Origin of the sequence: Scytonema sp. PCC 10023, assembly GCF_963920835.1 — a bacterium.
Lineage (GTDB): Bacteria > Cyanobacteriota > Cyanobacteriia > Cyanobacteriales > Nostocaceae > Kalymmatonema.
In genome coordinates this window covers 49,786-69,380 of the sequence record NZ_CAWUDP010000060.1, presented here as the reverse complement: position 1 = coordinate 69,380, position 19,595 = coordinate 49,786, and the positions used below count along the sequence as shown (strand labels likewise).

The window sequence follows — 19,595 nt, the reverse complement described above, 5'->3', positions numbered from 1 at the left end:
ACGCAGGAGAACCTGGAATCAGCGGTCGTACTATCTCCTTAACAGGTGCAGGACCAGACGGTCAATTTGGCACACCCGACGACATTACCCGCACCGCCACCACCGATAACAACGGCAGATACAGCATCCCCAATTTGCCCGCTGGAAGCTACAGAGTGACGGTCACAAACCCACCAGATGGCTTGTCTCCCACTCAAACTCCGCCCGCTACCATTACCCTAGCAGCAGGTCAAAATTTAGACACGGCTGATTTTGGCTTCGCGCAGCCCGGTACAATTGGTGATACAGTCTACACCGACACCAACGGCAACGGCGTCCAAGACGCAGGAGAACCTGGAATCAGCGGTCGTACTATCTCCTTAACAGGTGCAGGACCGGACGGTCAATTTGGCACAGCCGACGACATTACCCGCACTGCTACCACAGATAACAACGGCAGATACAGCATCCCCAATCTGCCCCCTGGAAGCTACAGAGTCGCCGTCACTAACCCACCGGATGGCTTGTCCCCCAGCCAAATTCCACCCGCTACTATTACCCTAGCAGCAGGTCAGAATTTAAACACGGCTGATTTTGGCTTTACACAGCAACAACTTGGCAGAATTGGCGATACAGTTTTCAACGACAGAAATGGTAACAACACTCAAGACGAAGGGGACACTGGCATTCCTAACATCACCATCACTTTGACGGGTGCAGGACCGGATGGTCAATTTGGCACACCAGATGACATTACCCGCACCGCTACTACCGATAACAACGGTAGATACAGCATACCTAATCTACCTGCAGGCAGCTATAGAGTCGTCGTCTCCAATCCTCCACCTGGCTCCACTCCCTCCTTGACTCCGCCTAGTACGATCACCTTATCACCGGGTCAGAATATCGACACGGCTGACTTTGGTTTGAGACTTTCCCCTTTAGGAGCAGCGGGAACGAATTTGCTGTTGGTGAAGCGAATTACCAACGTGTTGAGAAATGGTCAGCCCATCCCAGGCGCTAACTTCACCACCTTTGATGATGGTCCTGGGAATGATGACAATCAAATCAACCAGTCACAGCCTGTTCGTGGTGTTCTCGACCTACAGACCCCTGTGCAAAGCGGCGATGAAGTGGAGTACACAATCTATTTCCTTGCTCAAGGAGTGAACAATGTCAGGTTCTGCGACTTAATTCCAGATGGTACAAGTTATAACAACAACGGTATTTCCGTGTCTGGGGCTGGTAACGGTGCAGATCAAGGAACATTTTTATCACCTTTGGCACCTTTGCCTGCAGGTAATACCTGCCAAAGCCAAACAAATAATAAAGGTGCGGTGATTGTCAATTTGGGTACTTTTAATACGAGCAGCGGAAACCCCGCTTTTGTTCGCTTCCGTGTGAGAGTCGATTAAAGCGTTTTGTTTGTTGGGGAGGTGGGAGAATCAATTCAAAATTCGCATTTAGGAGAAATTCAAAATTTAGAATTTCACCCCATCACCCCATCAGCGTCCACGAGTAACCCAACTTCATATAACGAGTTTCCTGCTTCTGAGCATACAAAAAAATTGAAAGTCAATTAGGTATTATTATTATCTTTGTTTTCGCCTGAATCCTTACGAACTACTTTATTTAATTGCAATGCAAAAAACTCAGTTCATCAGTTCAGTGCTCACCAGTGCCTTAGTATTGTCCTCCTTATTCTCCTTTGGAGGGAAAATTGCTCAAGCACAACGGGCACAGCGTCCTGTCTCGCTGCTAAATAGTAAATGTGTAAACAGCGGACTTGGCACTGTTCGTCAGGAGAACCTTGATGTTTCTATAGGTAGAGCAGTTTATACTAGCAGGTTTTACCTTGGACCAGGTAACCGTTCTGCTTCTCTAACTTGTAACATCAAGCCAGAAAAGAGCTCTAAACCCCCGTTTCAAACCCTCAATCTGGGCTTTGGAATACGTGACAATGATACAAAAAGTCCAGGGGTTGAAGTGAAGGTTTACTTAGATGGGAACCAAGCTGAAACCCGTACTGTTGCCCCTGGACAGCAAACTTCATTAGCATTTGATGTTAGCAATGCCAGCAACGTTGCTATCGAGGCTGTTTGTACTAGTCAAAGCCAATATTGTGACCGAGTTTACTTCTTCACCGCTGCTTTAGAGCGGCAGAGTGTCCCCGCACAACCGAAAAAATAGCTCGACAACCTTTAGTATGGAATCGTATAGAGAGATTGACTGCTAATTGTTAAATCTTAGTTGTTAGTTGTTAGCTTTTTACTAATAGCTAACAACTAATACCAATTCTGTATGAAGGCGCGCCTTTTAACAATTCAAAATTCGCGATATTCTTAATTCAAAATGAAAGACAGTTACATAGGGGGATTTAAACCCCCTATGTAACTGAGGAGCCAGTGTCGTGGTGAGGCAGCACTGCGGGAGGTGAGACCAGCGCTGCAGGAGGGTCTCCCTCCGTAGGCGACTGGCGAACCCGAAGGGGTTTCCCTCGTGCCGGTTCTGCCTTCATGGTTTCCCTACTTGAGACATCTGGCGTACTACCTATAGACGTAGGGGTCTTAGACCCTTTAATTTACGATAAAATCTCCCTGTAGTCTCCCCAAGAATCGGGGAGAGGAGAGTGCCGGGGGGTTCTAGTGTTGAGTGCAATACATCAAGAAATAAGAACCACTCATGGGACACAGATAAATAATTACTTCATCCAAACAAGAAGCGCTATATTAGCAACAACCCAACGTTGATTGATAGCTTTTATTACAGTTTGTTTTCTAGTTCTAGAATTTCCTCTTCAAAAATATCGGTATAATCATAACTATTTGTAGTGTCATGTTGATTATCCAAACTGGAATTTGGATGTTCCACTTTGGGTTTCTTGTAATTTTGAAAATTCCCTAATTCAGGAAGCTGTTGTTTTGCTAAATTATCAGCAGCTTGTTGAAATAATGGCTCTACTTTCTTTCGCCAGTACTGAATATTGGGTAATTTTTCTGGATGGTCTTTATAAGCCAATACTTTATCCCATTGTCCCTCAGCAAATGCTGTGTCGAGGTCTTTAAATAAAGCTTCTGCTTTAGTCCAATCTTGCTGCCAGTGAGATATCATCTCTGTTGTCTCTTTGACAGCAGCAGGATTTGAAGTTATTGTTTTTAACAGCGCGATCGCACCTTGTAAATCTCCTGATTCGTACTTATTCTTGGCTTTTTCCACAACCTGGGAACCGTTGTCATCAGAAGCTAAAGGTTTTGATTGTCCTGATTGTTCTGACTCTTGTGACGATGAAATTGGTACATCAACTACAGGTTTTGTTTTTGGCTTAGGATCTGGGCGATCGGCAATCAAGTTATTATCATCTAATGTTTTGATTGCAATGCCCTTGTCTCGTAGGCAAGAAACCCATTCTTCGTTATTTTTGATAACTTCTGAGTTTGCCCAAGCCTTCTGTGTCGGATCAAGTTTAATCTGCACCCAACCGCGTTTTGTCCGCATACCTGTCACCTCAAATTTAGTATTTTTAGTAACAGTTTCTACAATAGAATCATCGTTAATAGGACTTGGCTCAGAACGGATATTAGAATTTTCCTTGACAATAGCTAAACAGTTTTGTGCTAATATCGCGTCACTATGTGAGTTCGCGTTATTAATAGCAAAATCGGAAGCCAAACCTTGAACGTTCTTGACCACAGTTGGGGTAACAACTGCAGCGCCACCAACCAAAACCGCCAGGATTAATAGCTGTAATAAGTCAGGTCCACTAGAACCTTTGGGCGTGGATTTAGGAGTTACTGCTGCTACTGGTTGGGCGACAAGATTTGCCGGAGCAACTGCGAGCGTTTTTTGTCGAGACTGTGGAGATAAGGCAGAAGATGAGGACTTGATGATTTGGTAGCTGGGAGTGTTTGAGTACTCTTCGGGTCTATACCTTGAGGAAAGGGGCTGCAATGCTTGCAGTGCTTCTGATGCACTCTGGAAGCGATCCTTGAAATGATAACGCACCATCTTGCTTAAGACGGCTTCCAAGGCGTTGCTTACAGGTACGAGATGTTGCCAAAGGATTTCCCCAGTGTGAGGATCTTCTTGCAAATCCATTGGCGCGACTCCCGTCAGCGCTTCAATGGCAATAATGCCAAGAGCATACATATCACTGTTTGGGCGGGGTTTGCCTTGACCTTGTTCCGTAGGCATATAGCCAGGAGTGCCAATAGCTACAGTCGCAGAGTGATGACCCGCAGCCGTAAACATTTGTGTTCGCGAAGCGTATCCAGTAGGCACTCGCAATTGTTTAACAGCTCCAAAGTCTACAAGAACGAGTTTGTTATCCGAGGCGCGACGGATTATGTTATCCGGCTTGATGTCGCGGTGAATCACACCCTGTCCGTGGACAAATTTCAGAATGTCTAAAACTTCCAGCAGCAAACCAGTCAGTTGGCTTTCATTCCAGCGCTGATTGGCATGCAGTTCCTCACTTAGGGGATGCCCTTCAATAAATTCTTGTACTAAATAAAATTCTTGGTTTTCGTCAAAGTAAGCTAGAAGCCGAGGAATCTGGTTATGGTTGCCCAGTTTTTCTAGAGTTTCCGCTTCAATTTGGAACAAACGCTTAGCAGTGTCAAACATTTTTGCCTCGGAATTAGCAGGCTTAAGGTGCTTGACAACGCAAATGGGATTACCCGGTCGTTTGGTATCTTCGGCAATGTAGGTTTCCCCAAATCCTCCTGTAGCAAGGACTCTAATAACTTTGTAACGATGATCCAGTAATTTGCCTATCATATTCACTCCCCAGCGATAACACCCAACTTTAAAGAGGGTAATAAATATCTCCAAATTTTTCTCAATGAAATCCGCTATCTTGAGAAAAGATTTGGATGTAAAACGTAGTTTTTTAATAAATACACATTGTTAATTTTTCTTTCAATAGCCCTTGTTAATTCCAATGCCACCTAAAATTAGCAATTCAGTAGCATGGCAGCAGGCAGAACTGCTCATGCAACCTGCTTTCATTCGCGTTGTCGATAATATTCGCAAGTTGCTTGATGTATCTACCTGGACGGGGACTTATCAAGATGTCCTGATTTGGCCTACTGGCACTACTGATGAAACCAAAGCGATCGTGACCAAGCTCCTGCAAGACCTGGAAGCCGTAACACCGGAGCAAGCTTTGGAAATCAGAGAAACACTCTCGCGTCTGCCAATGCCCCATCCAGGATACCATTTATGTCTACAGCGTCAAGAGCAACAAATCAGTATAGATTTATGGGAATTGTGTTATCAAGTGTGTTTTCGTGAATACATACCGGGGAATGAAACAGTTAACATTGATACGAGTTTAATCGATGAAAACGGCGAGGTGGACTGGCAACGCTTAGAGGTTAAGACAAAGGAGTTAGTTGAACAAGTGTTTGCAAATTTACCAGAGTAAATTCACCAAAACAGTCCTGAGTACTAAATGCAAATTATTTAGGATTTAGCACTCAGGACTTTCATTGCCAGTGATCAACAAAGACGGTAAAAAGTGCCGTGAGGTTTCCGACTTGATGCTGTACATCAAAAGGTCGCAGAATGGCATTCTGGGGCTAGATGAACAAAGCCTGCAGAATAGAATTCTCGGGCTATACAAACAAAGCTGTGATTAGCAGGCTAACAGAAGAGGTGAAAAAGGCGATCGCTTTTGCAGCTAGTATGGGGTGGCAAGTTACCTAGCCGCCTACCTGACTACCTGTACTGGCTTCCAAGTATCTAAACATGCTCGAATAGCTGTCAATTCACGTAGATATTCATTCAGCGTTGCTTTTTGAGAGCCAAGCATTGCAAGAATCTGAGGAGCCTCTTCTTCCTTCGTTTCCCGTTCTTTGAGCAAGTGGTCAAACAAAGATTGAAACCTGTTGATATAGTCGTTTATTTGCTTTTCAGCACTACTAAAATCCGCTTTAAGCTGCTTTTCAATGACTCGCTGTAGAAGCTCTCGGCTTCCAGATGCTTGATTATCTATTTTTAGTTTGATTGCTTGTGCTGTTTCGCGCAAGTCAACTTCGTAGAAGGAATGCTTTTCTTCTACTTGGATGTCAACTTCATATGGGACTGATTCTATGTAAAATTCAACAGGCTTGCATAAGCTATCACCTAGTCGCATTCTTAGTTCTGGGCGATTTTCATTTTCTTTTTTATACCTCATATACACTTCAACTTGATATTGGATTTGGGCATCAATGCCTTCAAACTCAAAACTGGGAAACTGAATAGGAGTAATGTTTAGTTCAACTTGCAAAGCTTCTCCTAGATAACTAGATAGTTCATTAGATACATCTTGAATTTGTTCTTGGATTTCTTGTACCAATTGCTGTCGAATCCGTGTACCCTCTCTAACAAGTTCATCTTGTGTATCTAACCACCAACTCTGGATGTGAGGAGTACAAAATTCGTTAATAGTGCGTTCAATTTCTTGAGCCTCTTCTTCGGCATCAACCCTAATTTTATATGGATCAGAACTTTTATATTGAGAATACTCAGGACTCTCATAGTGTTTTGGAATAACTCTCCCAACAGCTTCCACTAGAGGACGTTGCACCTTGAAGGAAATTGAAAAGCCACCTAGTAGAGGAACAGCATTAGGTAAGGTGAGAGCTAGACTCATGTTATTACTGAGAATTTCTTGGCTTGCCTGTGGTTCAGCCTTCTGATAAACTTCGGAGTTTGCAGACTTAGTAACTCTAGAATCGGCAATTTCGTCAATTTCATTTTGTATCTTGGATTTAGTACCTTCAGCAAAGGCGCTGATTCCTTGGCTAAATCTGCTGATTAACTCCTGTTCTCGTTTATTTACAGATTCTTTGACAGCCTCAACCTTTTTTCTAGCAGACTCAGACCGCCTACGATACTCTTCAACTATGTGTTTGAGTTGTTCAAGTTTGGTATTCCAGCCAGTCATCTGTCCATTCAGTGAATTCTCAATTTCCCTTGCTGCCTTATTAAGTATTAATAAAACCTCACTCAAAAGATTCCAACCTGCATTCTGTGTGATGGTTTGAATCACTGTTTCTTGAATAGTAGGAATACCACTATCTTCTAAAGCTTGGGGTGCAATCTTACGCGGCGCAGGTATAATCTGGTTGCCTTCCTCATCTTCAATGGCGTATTTGGCGCTGAAAAACTTTTTAAAGTCCTTTAGCTGACTTTGACTTGCCTTATCTTGAGCGATAAGTTTTGCCAAAAGTCCTTGTCTAGAACTGGCAGGGTAGATAAGTGGATTTGGAAATCCAAAGCTAGCTAACTCCCGTTTCAAATCCTCTATGACATCAGCAATATCTCGGTCTTTTTCAGTCTTCTGATCGACTTTGTTAAGGATGAAGTAAATCTTGCCTGTGTTCTGGGCTAAAATTTCTTGGCGATTCTCCACTACATCCTTAAACAAATGTGAAACAGCATTGTCTTTGTAGGAAGCGTAATTTAAAACGAACAAAATCGTATTGCAGGTTCGCAGTGCTTCTAGTGCAGTTTGCTTGAGTGCTACTGTGTTGAAGTTGGCATCCCACTCATTTGGACCAGGAGTATCAACTAAAGTGAAACCAGATAAGGATGAGAGTTCGCTAATAGCTTCAATGGGATGCTCTATCTCAAAACGTGTGGTATTGTCAGGATTATGTTTCTCCCGAATCTCGCGAGTACGTACCAGAAATTTCTGCTGAATCTCTCCAGCGTCACCCTCAGCAATAACAATAGGTCGTCTTTGTCCCTCTCGGTATTCTAAAAGTCTGGGAACTTGCCCAGCTTCAATATGTCGGACATCTGTACGGCAGACTGTACACGCTGCTGTTTCACTAGCCAAAACATCAGCACCAATTACGGCATTCAAAAAGGTACTCTTACCTGCCTTCATTGCCGCAATCACAGCAACCTGATACTTCTGCTCTTTTAATGCGTGTAGGGCTTTGTTGATGTCATCCTCAACACTCTGCAAACCTTTGGTACTGTCTCCTTCACTAAAGCGACCTTGACGAATTTCCTCGAGGTATTGTAATAGCCGTGTACCAGTGCTGTAGATACTTTCATGTGCTGCTTGGAACTGTTCAAAGGACATAATTATCAGACGTTTGATAAAAAGAGTAACCAAAACACGTACAGTTGAATTGAACAAAGAAAAGATTCTTCTCAGTGGAATCGCTGCGGAAAAAAGGCGATCGCACTTTACCAGACACTACGTCAGGTTATCTTTATAGAAAATGCAAGGTTCTAAAGTCCACACAAATCACCTTTTAGCTTTAAGTAAAAAGTCATTTATATGAACAAGCCTAAAGAAGAACTCGAACTACATTTGCAACCCCACCCAGCAGAAAGAGTATCGATAAGGATACCGACAGACACATTGGAATCGCTAAAAAAAGTAGCTAATAGTAAAGATATCTCACCTGAAGCCTTACTCAACTTTTATATCGGGCAGGGTTTGCGCCAAAACTTAGCTAAATTATTCTCTAAACGGTTGCTTGAATCAACGGCGCAACTGTTAGCATGACACATTCAATCGGAAGAAGAAGTTTTAAAATTTATTCAAGAAATTCAAGCGGAAACAAATCGTTAGGTTAAGAACCAGCAACTTTTCTACCCCAACCCACAAACGCATTGAACCCGCAAAGCCATATTTGCTAAGATTTTCAATGCCCATAACCTAGCGGCACCTAAAGATTTCACCATGCCTACATCTGCCATTGACACCAACGACGCAGCGGCGATCCAAGCAGCACAAAACTCTGTTGCAGTATACGATCGCTCCCACTGGGGACGCATCAAAGTTTCGGATGGCGATCGCCTCCGTTTTTTGCACAACCAAAGCACCAACGATTTCCAAAGCCTCAAACCAAGACAAGGCTGTGATACAGTTTTTGTGAATTCTACCGCCCGCACTCTTGATTTGGTAACAGCATACATCCTGGAAGATGCTGTACTGTTGCTGGCTTCGCCTAACCGCCGCGAGTTTTTGATGCAATGGCTGGATCGTTACATCTTCTTTGCTGACAAGGTGCAATTGACCGATATCACTGACGAAACTGCCACCTTAACCCTCATTGGGCCAGAAAGTGATGCTGTCGTAAAAAAGCTAGGGGCTGAAGCAATTATCGGTCAACCTTATGGCAATCACATCTCCATCCCCCCTGCTGGCGGGGGGGACACAGGGGGGGTTCCTGCTGGCGGGGGGGACACAGGGGGGGTTCCCGCTAGCGGGGGGGACACAGGGGAGATTCTTGTCGCCGTGGGAAGTGGCTTAGCTTACCCTGGATACACCCTGATTTTGCCTGCTGCTGATAAAGAACAACTTTGGAGCAAAATTGTTGAAGCTGGGGCGGTACCGATAGGCGATCGCACTTGGGAAACGTTGCGAATATTACAGGGACGCCCGACTCCAGACCAGGAACTTACCGAGGATTACAATCCTTTGGAAGTGGGTTTGTGGCAAACTATTTCCTTTAATAAAGGTTGCTATATTGGACAAGAAACCATCGCCCGTTTAAACACTTACAAAGGTGTAAAGCAGCACCTTTGGGGCATTCATTTAAATGCTCCAGCCGAACCGGGAAGTCCAATTACCATCGGAGATGAAAAAGTTGGCAAACTGACCAGTTACACAAAAACCCTTGATGGTCACTTTGGGCTTGGCTACATCCGCAGCAAGGCTGGTGGTGTAGGTTTGAAAGTTTATGTAGGAGAAGTTGAAGGCGAAGTCACAGAAATCCCGTTTGTTTCTCAGGATTACCCACAGTTGTGATCAGTGGTTTTATCCAATAAAAGGTGTTTCTTCTTGATCGCATCCCACACCCTGACAAAAGTCATCTATCCAATTAGCCAAATGACTCGTACTAGCAGGTGGTGGATTCACTTGGTTATGAGCATTTTTTTGTGGAGTGGTCACAAGCCTACCTTTTCTTTCCACTTGTGTAGCAAAGGGAACAGATGAGACAGGTTTGCTATCCACCTTGCTAGCAATGAACGCAGCCAATCCCATACGTTGTCTTTTACTTTCCCCATCAGAAGTATCAACTGCAAGCAATGATCTGGGTTTGTTTTTCCTGTCCCGCCGTGTAGCATGGCTAACAGATGCCACGGATTGACTTTTGCTTTCCACCTTGTTATGAAAAAATGCAGCCAAAGGCATGGACTGACTTTTGCTTTCCGGCGTTGTTGTAGTTGTAGTTATTAAACCAAGAGAGTTACTTTTGCTTTCCACCTGAGTGCTAGCAACTGCAACAGATTCTACAGATTTACCGTTGTTTTCCACTTCAGTGACAATTGCACTAAAAGTCGAAGGTTGACTCTCGGTTTGCGTTTGCGGAGGAACTTCGCTAGTCAGTGCAACAGATGATACTTGGCTTTTGAGGTCATGTGGAAACAACGCCAAAGCTAACCCCCCAACCCCCTTCCCTAAGAGGGAATGGGGAGAATTTAAAGCCTCTCTCCTTGCAGGAGAGAGGTTTGGAGAGAGGTTCTCCACCCGTGAATTTTCCACTTCTGTGTCAACTACACTGGGCGTTAAAGGTTGATACTCAGGCAACGTCTGGTGCCAAGACTCATTCTTAACCTCGTTTTCAACCAGAGAATGAGCTGATTCTACTAAATCTAAATGCTCCTCAGGATTAAAGTTAAGACCTAAAGCTGCAACAATCTGATCTGGATCGTTGTTCAGTTCCAAAATGAAAGGAAAAATTTCTTCAAGTTGTGGCTCTAAAACAGACACAGTTGCCAAAATAAAACTAGAGCAAGGACGACGCTGACCATCGTAAGTTCCCCAAACTCGCATTTTTTCCAGCCACGAACGGTTGTTGTCATAGTAACTCACCCACTTAAGTTTCAAAGAATGACGTAGCTGCTGAATATTCATCATGAAATGTCCCGCTTCAGTCAAAAAGAGTACAGACCTCTATAATCTATAAACTGTTAATAATGAACCATTACCGTATGGATGAAACCGATAATAAAGCATCTGTGTCACTCTTTAACCACCGCGTAAATGCTGTTCTACCAGTAGAGGTACTTCACTAGGATGAACGCGACTATACCAGACCCTATCTGGTAGTATCAGCACTATAGGTCCATTGCCGCATTGTCCTAAACAGCCGCAACCACTCACAGTCACTTCAGGAAATGGTTGCGCCTCAAAAGCCGCTAGTACCTTTGCTGCACCTTGCTTGCGGCAAGTGCGATTTTGGCACACCCGAACGCACTTAGGAGATTCGGGTGGCGGCGTTGCTGGGGAGTTAGATGATTTCGATGTATTATCCATTTGTCAATTGTTCTTTGTCTTTTGTCATGAGTCATCTGTTCTGTGACTTTTCACGTCATGTGGAAAAACCAACAAAGGAACCTAACCCCCCAGCCCCCTTCCCTTATAGGGAAGGGGGAGAATTTAAAGCCTCTCTCCTTGTAGGAGAGAGGAATGGAAGCGAGGTTTGACCGATTCCGTGAAAAGTAAGATCTGTCCTTTGCTTTTCAACAAAATAGACTTCTTGCAAAAGTCGAAAAAAAAAGAATAATTAACCACAGATGGACAATAAATAAAAGTTTTTCCTCTGTCTTTCCCCTCTTGTAGGGGGGAATGAGGGGGGTGGACACAGATGGAACTCACATTCCGCAATCTTGTCTAATGACTTCATGACAAAAGACTCATGACTAATGCGGTAAAAGACCTTTTGATTCTAGCCATTCGTCGTTGAATATACGTGACTGGTAACGGGAACCGCTATCACATAAAATGGTGACGATGGTGTGTCCTGGTCCCATTTGTTTTGCTAAAGCAACGGCTGCGGCAACATTTATACCTGTGGAACCACCCATGAATAAGCCATCTTTCCGCAGTAACTGATACACGACCCGTATAGCTTCTGTGTCATCAATCTGGATGGCGTCATCAGCAGGTGCGCCTTCCATATTGGCAGTGATGCGAGTGTTGCCGATGCCTTCGGTAATAGAATTGCCTTCGGTCTTGATTTCGCCTGTTTTTACATAGCTGTAAAGCCCGCTGCCCATTGGGTCGGCTACAACGCATTTGATGGCTGGATTTTTCTCTTTTAAGTACATTGCGACGCCTGCAAAGGTGCCACCAGTTCCTGTTGAAGTGACCCAAGCATCAACTTTACCATCTGTCTGTGTCCAAATCTCTGGTCCAGTGGTTTCGTAATGGGCGCGACGGTTTGCTAAGTTATCAAACTGATTTGCCCAAATGGCATTTTCCATCTCGCTAGCAATTCTGCCAGAGAGTTTGACGTAGTTGTTGGGGTCTTTATAAGGTACAGCAGGGACAGGGCGAACTTCTGCGCCTAATGCCCTCAAGGCATCCATCTTTTCTTGAGACTGAGTGTTGGGAATAATAATCAGGCATTTATAGCCTTTGGCGTTGCAAATATGTGCCAGCCCAATACCAGTATTCCCGGCTGTTCCTTCTACGACAGTACCACCAGGTTTAAGTAAGCCTTTTTCTTCGGCATCTTGGATAATGTAAAGTGCTGCCCGATCTTTGACGGAACCACCAGGGTTGAGAAATTCTGCTTTAGCAAGGATTTCGCATCCAGTTTCTTCACTAAAGCTGTTTAAACGAATCAGTGGTGTATGACCTACGCTACCTACAAAGCCGTTTTTGATATCCATGTTAAATTTTACCTATCTTATTCCGATGAGTTTGAGTGAACCTATCTCAAACTTATCGGTAAACGAGACTATGCTTTTGGTCATCAGAGAGTTTCAATGAGACGTAACTTTGACTCCTCATGCATAACACCTAATTGACCCTATACTGATTTTAAAGAACTCTTTGTGAAAGATTAAGCAATTCCCCTGACACAAAGATTTTTCAACGTCACTTAAAATGGTTGTACAGTGCTAAATTTTGAGCCTACAGTGTAGGTGCTATTTATGAGCTTATCGGTAGAAGTTTGCCTTGCCGACGTAAAATGAGAGGACCGCTTGCACAACAAGTTAAAGCCGGGCTGTTGTTAGCGTTGGTGTTGTTATTTATCAATTCGCTAGTATCTTACCGCAATATCCGCAGGCTGATTGAAAATCAGCGTTCGGTCACTCATACCCACGAGGTGTTAACTGAACTCGAACAAACACTTTCAACCTTAAAGGACGCAGAAACTGGACAGCGCGGTTATTTGCTCACTGGCAATGAAAATTATCTGCAACCGTATCAACGGGCGATCGCTCAAATTTCAACTGCAATTGACTCTTTGACAAAACTAACAGCAGATAATCCCAAATACGAACAACCGCTTTATATCTTACAACAGAGAATTACAGCTAAACTAGCGGAACTCGAACTAACCATCAAATTACGTCGCGAACAGGGGTTTGATGCTGCTGTCGCAGTTGTCCGCACGAATCGCGGTAAGCAGCTCATGGATAACATTCGTCAGCAAATTGCTGACATGAAAGCTTTAGAAAACAGTCTTTTGCAGCAACGGGCAAAAGAGTCACGAGCAAGCACTCAGCAAACCCTAGTCACATTTTCTCTCGCTACTGCCGTGAATTTGGCACTGCTAGCTTTAGTTTACTACTTATTTAGGCGTAACCAGCTTCAAAGTCAGCAGGAAAAGGCAACCTTAGAAAACCGAGTCTTTGAACGTACGCAGAAATTGCAAGCAGCCAACGACGACCTCGAAGCCTTTGGTTATACAGTTTCTCACGATTTGCAAGCTCCTTTACGGGCAATGCATGGGTTTGCGGAAGCTTTGCTAGAAGACTACGGCGCTTTACTTGATGAACTTGGTAAAGAGTATACTCGACGTATCATCCTTTCTGCCCTGCGGTTAGAAGATTTAATACAGGACTTACTTGCTTACAGTCACCTCAACCGCAGTGAATTGTCACTAAAAGTAATAGATTTGACACAGCTTCTCTCAGATGTGATCAACGAAATCCAACCTGAGATACAAGAAAAGAAAGCAGAAATTAAAATTCAATCACCGCTCCCACAAGTTATTGGTCATCACTCAACGTTGGTTCAAGTTATCACTAATTTGTTACTAAATGCGATGAAATTTGTGAAAGTCGGTGTACGACCGCAGGTACAGGTGTGTGCCGAAAAACATGACAATTGGGTACGCTTGTGGGTGGCTGATAATGGCATTGGCATTGCCCACGAACACCAACAACGTATTTTTGCCGTTTTTGAACGTTTGCATGGGCAGGAAACTTACCCTGGCACTGGTATAGGATTAGCAATTGTGCGTAAAGGTGTTGAGCGTATGCAGGGACAAGTAGGGCTAGAATCGCAGTTGGGACAGGGAAGCAGGTTTTGGATTGAGTTAAGGAGTCCGGATGACAGCAGCACACACAATATTGCTAGTAGAAGATGATCCTAATGACATTCTGCTTACACAACGTGCTTTTCGCAAAGCGAATCTCACGAATGCTGTATTGCAAACTGTGACTGATGGAGATACTGCTGTTGCCTACCTGAGTGGTGAAGGAGAATATGCAGACCGCGATCGCTATCCCTTACCCGTGGTAGTATTGTTAGATTTAAAACTCCCGCGCCGTTCCGGTCATGAAATCTTAGCATGGCTGCGACAGCAAGCCGAACTCAAGCGGTTACTGGTGGTTATCTTGACTTCCTCTAACCACAGATCTGATATCAATCAGGCTTACGACTTGGGGGCTAATTCCTATCTCCTTAAACCTGTCGGTCTTACCGCTTTGGTAGAGGTAGTACAAGCACTGAATTTATATTGGATTTTACTTAATCAAAAACCAGAAATTCGACAATTTTAAAGCTCTACTGCAAGGAGTCAGAAATCAGAACTCAGGAATCAGAACTCAGGAATCAGAACTAAAAAATACTTACACAACTAGGAATTTTACTTATTCCTAACTGTCCAGTTATTTCTGCGTCGGCTGCACTAGCCTTGTGGGATGAGAAGTAGAAGAAGCGTTGACTACACACAGCCAAACTTGCTCTCCCTCATCTCCCTATCTCCCTCATCTCCCTCACTCCCTCACTCCCTCATCTCCCTATCTCCTCCCCTCCCTTTCCCCGGGACTCCAACCATATGGGGATAGCAATCACCGCAACTAGAATCACCAGCGCCAAGAGTGCAAACTGGCTCACCCAAGCAACCAATTGTTCCAGGGAAACAAGTCTTCCAGCAAAAAAAGCAAGTGTCACCATGACACTCCCCCAGGTAATTGCTCCTACGACATTGTATATGAGGAATTTTCCGAAGGACATTTCAACTATGCCAGCAAGTGGCGCGGAAAAAATTCGCAGCAAAGCAAAAAAGCGCCCAAAAAACACGGCTTTTCCGGCATTTTCACTAAACTGTTCTTTGATACTCAAAAGTCTGGCTTCTGAAATTCTAAACAAGTTACCCAGGCGCACAAGCAAAGACCAACCGCCAATTCTACCAATCCAATAACCGCAGATACCTCCAATAACAGCACCTGCGATCGCATCAGTGAGAACCAGCCAGTAATTTAGCTCTTTGCTACCTGCTAGAAACCCGCCTACTAAGGTAACGGTTTCACCTGGAAGAGGAATGCCTAGATTCTCCAACAATATTCCCAAAAAAATTGCCCAATATCCATATTCATGAGCAACTTTCTGGATGTTTTCTAGTGATATAAACTCAAGAGACATCCAGCACCGCCCTCTTCACAAATTTTTACTTTTACTCTATGTTGACTCTTTTTTGAGCCAAGTGTCAATTGAGTCGTTTGCCAAAGTCCAAAATTCATAGGAAAAAGTCATCGTAACTATTGACTTTTGACTATTTCTTCTCCAATTACCACATCAGTGCGCCTACCGAAACAAAATATATTTTTTTTATAAAAATTTTATGAAATAGTCCTGACATTGTAAATTTTTCGTAAAAGATACGCTTGATACCGAAATTACCCTATGCTTATGCCTATATTGGTGAAAGTTAGGACATATTATACGGCATGGATACTGACATTATTAGTCTTAACCGCATTGCTGCCAGTTCCCAGATAACTGGGTGAAGCAGCATTTTTTATGGTTGAAAGCGAATCAGTATCTGTGTCTGTTTTCTGCATTTTTGTAAAGTGTTTCAATTACTCAGTTAGATTCATGACTATCACACCAAAATGTCAAGTAGTTTTGTTTAAACCCGAAGGACGCATTGATTTAGCGGGTGGTGCAGTTCTGAGCGAAAGGATGGCTGCCGTAGTTCCTGAACGTAATCAACTGTGGGTTATTGACCTAGCAAAAGTTGATTTCATGGATAGTTCTGGGTTGGTTTCCCTTGTCAAAGGCTTGAAGTCGGCGCGTCAAAGTGGTTGCCGCTTGGTTCTTTGCAACGTTCAAGCTCCAGTCAGGTTAGTTTTAGAGCTTACCCAACTAGATTCAGTGTTTGAAATATTCAACGCTTACGAAGACATTTTCACCGTTGTTGAAGAAAGAACCTTAGTCACAGTAGACTGACATCGTATTAGACAACGGGAATGATAGTCAAGTCGAGTATTGGCTTTGCTGTTAAGCAGTACCAATGGCAAGTAAATAAATCTGGCTGTTGGATACCGACGCTAGCCAAAGCTGGTGCAGTTGGAAATGGCCAAAGACGGTCAAAACAAATTTCACTTTTTTGCAATCCAAACTGCACCAGGTATGTGGCTGGTGGTGCCGATAAAGATTGCAAGAGATTGTATGCCATGTGATACAGAGGTTGACGCAAGGCATCTGACAAATGAAAAGGCTGATAATAACTTAAGTCACAGAGCAATAAATTCTGTGGTGACTTTTTTTCATAGAATTCCTCAGCTAGAGCAATGACCTCACCGTAGAGGGGTCCTTTAACAGTGAGTACCACTGGTAACCAAAAGCAACCATCACCAATGGCGACTTGCATCTGCTGTGCCAATTGTTGACGTAACCCAGGAACATCTGCGCAAGCTTTAATGATTGCTTGAAGTGACAGTCCCAAATGCTCAGGCAATGAGAGGGTTAAGGGGCAAAAAAGCATCTCCGGCAATTGGGACAAATTTTGCCCATTTGAGGGTTGAAATCCCAAAATTTCTTCTTTAGATGTTAAATAATTTGCGGCAACTACTTCTACAGAGCTTGCTGGCGTGGCATCTTCAGCAATTCCCTTCTCTATTGCTGATAACATCCTTTTGACGGTGGGAGAGTCTATAATTTCTCTCTCATCTGACTCAACCACAATGAACACTTTAGGCATTTTGTGTGGAAATATTATTTGGGGGGGATGCGACGCGCGGGAAATTCGGCAAATCTATACCACTGTGAGACGAAGTACGAGTTCTTAGCGCTAGACGGTAACTTACACTTTGGAGTTCTGCCTGGAGTTGGCGATTTTCGCGTTGTAGCATTGCTACTTTTTCTCTGACTGGAGTCATGCGCTCCTCAAATTTGCGACGATAGATTTGAGGCAACTCCTGTACAACTTGCTCGAGCATTCGGCTGCGGTCTGTGAGTTCTTGCACTGACTGACGCGATTGATAAATCTCAGCGTCGCGCGCTGAAATTTGCTCTTGGTAAAACGTCACCTGCTGTTCCACAGCTTGCAGTTGTTCTCGTAGTTCTTGCAACTGAGTCAGATGACGCTCAGACACTTCTGGTTGGGACATAAAATTACTGTTGCCCTTAACCAGTCGGAAGAGTTCTTGAGACAGCTGTTGCACGAGTTGATCTCGAAGCTGCAACTCTTGGCGTAGCTTCGAGACTTCTGCGGAGAGAGCTTGGATAGTAGAGGTATCAGTTTGGCTCACAGTGGCTTACAGCTCCGATTAAGAATCTTTTCCTTTGTGATGTACTACTGCGGCAGTCATGCTTTTGTCAATTGACATATCCCTGTCAGTAAAACTAGGGAGATGATTTGCCTGTACGGTGTCTTTGGCGCTCCCTATTCTATCTTATGTTTAACAAAATATTTTATACAGGTTCTATACATTTTTGCGGCTCATGCCTACAACTTAATAAAAGTTAAAGGCAACAGAGCCGCGCCAATCATCAATTCACCAATAGCCTTTAGGCAGCGCTTGATGTTTCCTCAGCTTGTACCTCTTTGACTTCTTGCTTAATCGTCATGTAGCGAATCACTTCCTCGCTCAAACGCATAGCGCGTTCTAAGGGAGCAATGATATTGCCAGGTCCAGTGTAATTTAGCTGTATGTAGATGCCATCTCTTTGCCTATTAATTTCATAAGCCAGACGCCGCTTTCCTCGATTTTGAATCTGGATATTCTCGCCTCCCTGTTCCCGTACCAAGTTCTCGTATTTGGCGATCGCTTGCTCTACCTGTTCATCATTCAGGTCGGGACGGAGGATGTACATTGTTTCGTAAACGATTTGCATTTTGTTTTCTTTCCTTATGGACTACATGGCTGCTGAGGTCAAGAATGCATAGGTATCGTCATTGACTACCCCTACACCAATCAACATCTCAAGCAACAAGGAACTTTGTCAGTTCTTTGAATTATCAATCGGGAAATTCTTGGGCTGAACTTCCTTTGTCTAGTTATCCTACGGTTGGTGGTTCCCAAAAATCTTTTAGTGTTCACAATCCGTTAGGAGTGGCTAGCTACTCTTAAAGTCGTTGTTAGAACTAACTTTAGTCGTCTTTCGGGGTTCCAGGCTTAGGCAGTTTTTCTGCAAAAATTTTTTCAGCAGATTTTAGATATTTTTACCGTTACGATTGTATCACGCTTTTCTAAGTATGCATGCTGACTACGTCTCGGTGAAAAAATATTGTTTTTTGCACTTTCCCGTCAGGTTTTATAATCTTACCAGTTTTTAATTTTAATGCTTAGCCAAATTGCTCATCTAGTATTACATAATAATGACGGTTTGATTGCACAAGAGGATACTCATAAAGGTTATGGCGCAGCGGTATGTGCGAGTTCAAAATCCAAAAGGACAAATTTACTATGGCTTGCTACAGCTTTCTCTCAAGGTGCATGTACTGGATGCTCCACCCTGGCTACAAGGACAACCTACTGATATAATTTTGGAACCAGAAAATTATCAAATTTTGGCTCCCTGCGCTCCTTCAAAAATTGTGGCAGTTGGCAAGAATTATGCAGATCATGCAGCAGAAATGGGAACAGAAGTACCCAGTGAGCCTCTGTTGTTTCTCAAGCCATCTACGTCTATTGTCGCCTCTGGTACAGAAATTGAGTATCCCCCACAGTCACAGCGGGTGGACTACGAAGGAGAATTGGCGCTGATCATTGGCGATCGCACTTTCTTGTGTACCCCTGAGGAGGCTCAAACAAAGATTTGGGGTTACACCATTGCCAATGATGTGACAGCCCGGGATTTACAAAAACGAGATAGTCAATGGACACGAGCTAAGGGTTTTGATACGTTTTGCCCCTTAGGACCGTGGATTGTTCGAGAAGTCAGCCCAGGAGCCAAATTGCAGACTTTTTTGAATGAGGAGGCAACTCCTGTACAATCTGCCTGTATCGACCAGATGGTATTTCCCCCAGATTTTCTTGTCTCCTATATTAGTCAAGTGATGACGCTGCTACCTGGGGACGTGGTTCTGACGGGTACCCCGTTGGGGGTCGGTCCTTTGCACCCAGGCGATCGCGTCCGTGTGGAAATTGAAGGTATTGGTCGCCTAGAAAACACCGTGAGCGCCCGTTAA

The 19,595-nt window shown here is 43.8% G+C and carries 19 protein-coding genes and 1 pseudogene; 10 read left to right on the top strand and 10 right to left on the bottom strand.

Annotated elements, in window-relative coordinates; genetic code table 11:
• Together ACM0OZ_RS30430 and ACM0OZ_RS30425 are read left to right on the top strand one after the other, a co-directional pair.
• A partial coding sequence (locus ACM0OZ_RS30430) for an SdrD B-like domain-containing protein (RefSeq protein WP_414586569.1) occupies window positions 1-1,394 on the top strand: 1,394 nt, incomplete at its 5' end.
• A gap of 226 nt (window positions 1,395-1,620) precedes the next feature.
• Window positions 1,621-2,169 (top strand): hypothetical protein, encoded by a 549-nt coding sequence (locus tag ACM0OZ_RS30425; RefSeq protein WP_414586568.1) that lies wholly within the window; start codon window positions 1,621-1,623, stop codon window positions 2,167-2,169.
• A 573-nt stretch (window positions 2,170-2,742) separates the two neighbouring features.
• Here ACM0OZ_RS30425 and ACM0OZ_RS30420 read toward each other — a convergent pair.
• Window positions 2,743-4,755, bottom strand: a complete 2,013-nt coding sequence (locus tag ACM0OZ_RS30420) for a protein kinase domain-containing protein (protein WP_414586567.1) — start codon at window positions 4,753-4,755, stop codon at window positions 2,743-2,745.
• 163 nt (window positions 4,756-4,918) lie between these two features.
• On the opposite strand from ACM0OZ_RS30420, the gene ACM0OZ_RS30415 reads away from it, so the two are divergent.
• A complete protein-coding gene (locus tag ACM0OZ_RS30415) occupies window positions 4,919-5,404 on the top strand; it encodes a hypothetical protein (protein WP_414586566.1) in 486 nt (161 codons plus the stop codon).
• Between the two features lie 158 nt (window positions 5,405-5,562).
• Window positions 5,563-5,685, top strand: a complete 123-nt coding sequence (locus tag ACM0OZ_RS30410; protein WP_414586565.1) for a hypothetical protein — start codon at window positions 5,563-5,565, stop codon at window positions 5,683-5,685.
• A gap of 4 nt (window positions 5,686-5,689) precedes the next feature.
• On the opposite strand, the gene ACM0OZ_RS30405 is transcribed toward ACM0OZ_RS30410, so the two are convergent.
• Window positions 5,690-8,059 (bottom strand): dynamin family protein, encoded by a 2,370-nt coding sequence (locus ACM0OZ_RS30405; RefSeq protein WP_414586564.1) that lies wholly within the window; start codon window positions 8,057-8,059, stop codon window positions 5,690-5,692.
• Window positions 8,060-8,260: 201 nt separating this feature from the next.
• On the opposite strand from ACM0OZ_RS30405, the gene ACM0OZ_RS30400 reads away from it, so the two are divergent.
• Both ACM0OZ_RS30400 and ACM0OZ_RS30395 read left to right on the top strand, forming a co-directional pair.
• Complete coding sequence (locus ACM0OZ_RS30400; protein WP_414586563.1) at window positions 8,261-8,491, top strand: hypothetical protein; 231 nt, start codon at window positions 8,261-8,263, stop codon at window positions 8,489-8,491.
• Between the two features lie 177 nt (window positions 8,492-8,668).
• A complete protein-coding gene (locus tag ACM0OZ_RS30395) occupies window positions 8,669-9,739 on the top strand; it encodes a YgfZ/GcvT domain-containing protein (protein ID WP_414586562.1) in 1,071 nt (356 codons plus the stop codon).
• Window positions 9,740-10,578: 839 nt separating this feature from the next.
• Here the strand turns inward: ACM0OZ_RS30395 and ACM0OZ_RS30390 are convergent.
• The 3 genes and pseudogenes from ACM0OZ_RS30390 to ACM0OZ_RS30380 form a co-directional block, all read right to left on the bottom strand.
• A pseudogene (locus tag ACM0OZ_RS30390) lies at window positions 10,579-10,849 on the bottom strand (DUF5331 domain-containing protein); the annotation flags it as partial.
• 114 nt (window positions 10,850-10,963) lie between these two features.
• Window positions 10,964-11,251, bottom strand: coding sequence for a (2Fe-2S) ferredoxin domain-containing protein (locus ACM0OZ_RS30385; RefSeq protein ID WP_414586561.1), 288 nt, complete (start codon window positions 11,249-11,251; stop codon window positions 10,964-10,966).
• Between the two features lie 386 nt (window positions 11,252-11,637).
• The gene (locus ACM0OZ_RS30380; protein WP_414586560.1) at window positions 11,638-12,612 is read right to left on the bottom strand and encodes a cysteine synthase A; all 975 of its coding nucleotides are present in this window, start codon (window positions 12,610-12,612) and stop codon (window positions 11,638-11,640) included.
• A gap of 302 nt (window positions 12,613-12,914) precedes the next feature.
• Here ACM0OZ_RS30380 and ACM0OZ_RS30375 point away from each other — a divergent pair, with 302 nt between their 5' ends.
• Together ACM0OZ_RS30375 and ACM0OZ_RS30370 are read left to right on the top strand one after the other, a co-directional pair.
• Window positions 12,915-14,321 carry a sensor histidine kinase gene (locus tag ACM0OZ_RS30375; RefSeq protein WP_414586559.1) on the top strand — a complete coding sequence of 469 codons (1,407 nt, stop codon included), beginning with the start codon at window positions 12,915-12,917 and terminating at the stop codon, window positions 14,319-14,321.
• Window positions 14,284-14,736 carry a response regulator gene (locus tag ACM0OZ_RS30370; protein ID WP_414586558.1) on the top strand — a complete coding sequence of 151 codons (453 nt, stop codon included), beginning with the start codon at window positions 14,284-14,286 and terminating at the stop codon, window positions 14,734-14,736. Before ACM0OZ_RS30375 ends, ACM0OZ_RS30370 begins: the two co-directional genes overlap by 38 nt.
• Window positions 14,737-14,968: 232 nt before the next feature.
• Here ACM0OZ_RS30370 and ACM0OZ_RS30365 read toward each other — a convergent pair whose 3' ends face one another.
• Together ACM0OZ_RS30365 and ACM0OZ_RS30360 are read right to left on the bottom strand one after the other, a co-directional pair.
• Entirely contained in the window at window positions 14,969-15,601 is a 633-nt protein-coding gene (locus ACM0OZ_RS30365) for a DedA family protein (protein ID WP_414586557.1), read from the bottom strand.
• 296 nt (window positions 15,602-15,897) lie between these two features.
• Window positions 15,898-16,020 (bottom strand): hypothetical protein, encoded by a 123-nt coding sequence (locus ACM0OZ_RS30360; RefSeq protein WP_414586556.1) that lies wholly within the window; start codon window positions 16,018-16,020, stop codon window positions 15,898-15,900.
• Window positions 16,021-16,054: 34 nt separating this feature from the next.
• Here ACM0OZ_RS30360 and ACM0OZ_RS30355 point away from each other — a divergent pair, with 34 nt between their 5' ends.
• A complete protein-coding gene (locus ACM0OZ_RS30355) occupies window positions 16,055-16,408 on the top strand; it encodes an STAS domain-containing protein (protein ID WP_414586555.1) in 354 nt (117 codons plus the stop codon).
• A 7-nt stretch (window positions 16,409-16,415) separates the two neighbouring features.
• Here ACM0OZ_RS30355 and ACM0OZ_RS30350 read toward each other — a convergent pair whose 3' ends face one another.
• The 3 genes from ACM0OZ_RS30350 to rpsF form a co-directional block, all read right to left on the bottom strand.
• Window positions 16,416-17,162 carry a hypothetical protein gene (locus ACM0OZ_RS30350; protein ID WP_414586554.1) on the bottom strand — a complete coding sequence of 249 codons (747 nt, stop codon included), beginning with the start codon at window positions 17,160-17,162 and terminating at the stop codon, window positions 16,416-16,418.
• Window positions 17,155-17,712, bottom strand: a complete 558-nt coding sequence (locus ACM0OZ_RS30345; RefSeq protein ID WP_414586553.1) for an Npun_F5560 family protein — start codon at window positions 17,710-17,712, stop codon at window positions 17,155-17,157. Before ACM0OZ_RS30345 ends, ACM0OZ_RS30350 begins: the two co-directional genes overlap by 8 nt.
• Window positions 17,713-17,971: 259 nt before the next feature.
• Window positions 17,972-18,298 (bottom strand): 30S ribosomal protein S6, encoded by a 327-nt coding sequence (gene rpsF / locus ACM0OZ_RS30340; protein ID WP_414586552.1) that lies wholly within the window; start codon window positions 18,296-18,298, stop codon window positions 17,972-17,974.
• A gap of 523 nt (window positions 18,299-18,821) precedes the next feature.
• Here rpsF and ACM0OZ_RS30335 point away from each other — a divergent pair.
• A complete protein-coding gene (locus tag ACM0OZ_RS30335) occupies window positions 18,822-19,595 on the top strand; it encodes a fumarylacetoacetate hydrolase family protein (RefSeq protein ID WP_414586551.1) in 774 nt (257 codons plus the stop codon).

Excerpts from the sequence above, each read along its gene's own strand:
- ACM0OZ_RS30425 (WP_414586568.1), top strand. The coding sequence starts at position 1,621 with ATGCAAAAAACTCAGTTCATCAGTTCAGTGCTCACCAGTGCCTTAGTA.
- ACM0OZ_RS30420 (WP_414586567.1), bottom strand. The coding sequence starts at position 4,755 with ATGATAGGCAAATTACTGGATCATCGTTACAAAGTTATTAGAGTCCTT.
- ACM0OZ_RS30415 (WP_414586566.1), top strand. The coding sequence starts at position 4,919 with ATGCCACCTAAAATTAGCAATTCAGTAGCATGGCAGCAGGCAGAACTG.
- ACM0OZ_RS30410 (WP_414586565.1), top strand. The coding sequence starts at position 5,563 with ATGAACAAAGCCTGCAGAATAGAATTCTCGGGCTATACAAACAAAGCT.
- ACM0OZ_RS30405 (WP_414586564.1), bottom strand. The coding sequence starts at position 8,059 with ATGTCCTTTGAACAGTTCCAAGCAGCACATGAAAGTATCTACAGCACT.
- ACM0OZ_RS30400 (WP_414586563.1), top strand. The coding sequence starts at position 8,261 with ATGAACAAGCCTAAAGAAGAACTCGAACTACATTTGCAACCCCACCCA.
- ACM0OZ_RS30395 (WP_414586562.1), top strand. The coding sequence starts at position 8,669 with ATGCCTACATCTGCCATTGACACCAACGACGCAGCGGCGATCCAAGCA.
- ACM0OZ_RS30385 (WP_414586561.1), bottom strand. The coding sequence starts at position 11,251 with ATGGATAATACATCGAAATCATCTAACTCCCCAGCAACGCCGCCACCC.
- ACM0OZ_RS30380 (WP_414586560.1), bottom strand. The coding sequence starts at position 12,612 with ATGGATATCAAAAACGGCTTTGTAGGTAGCGTAGGTCATACACCACTG.
- ACM0OZ_RS30375 (WP_414586559.1), top strand. The coding sequence starts at position 12,915 with ATGAGAGGACCGCTTGCACAACAAGTTAAAGCCGGGCTGTTGTTAGCG.
- ACM0OZ_RS30370 (WP_414586558.1), top strand. The coding sequence starts at position 14,284 with ATGACAGCAGCACACACAATATTGCTAGTAGAAGATGATCCTAATGAC.
- ACM0OZ_RS30365 (WP_414586557.1), bottom strand. The coding sequence starts at position 15,601 with ATGTCTCTTGAGTTTATATCACTAGAAAACATCCAGAAAGTTGCTCAT.
- ACM0OZ_RS30360 (WP_414586556.1), bottom strand. The coding sequence starts at position 16,020 with ATGCAGAAAACAGACACAGATACTGATTCGCTTTCAACCATAAAAAAT.
- ACM0OZ_RS30355 (WP_414586555.1), top strand. The coding sequence starts at position 16,055 with ATGACTATCACACCAAAATGTCAAGTAGTTTTGTTTAAACCCGAAGGA.
- ACM0OZ_RS30350 (WP_414586554.1), bottom strand. The coding sequence starts at position 17,162 with ATGCCTAAAGTGTTCATTGTGGTTGAGTCAGATGAGAGAGAAATTATA.
- rpsF (WP_414586552.1), bottom strand. The coding sequence starts at position 18,298 with ATGCAAATCGTTTACGAAACAATGTACATCCTCCGTCCCGACCTGAAT.
- ACM0OZ_RS30335 (WP_414586551.1), top strand. The coding sequence starts at position 18,822 with ATGGCGCAGCGGTATGTGCGAGTTCAAAATCCAAAAGGACAAATTTAC.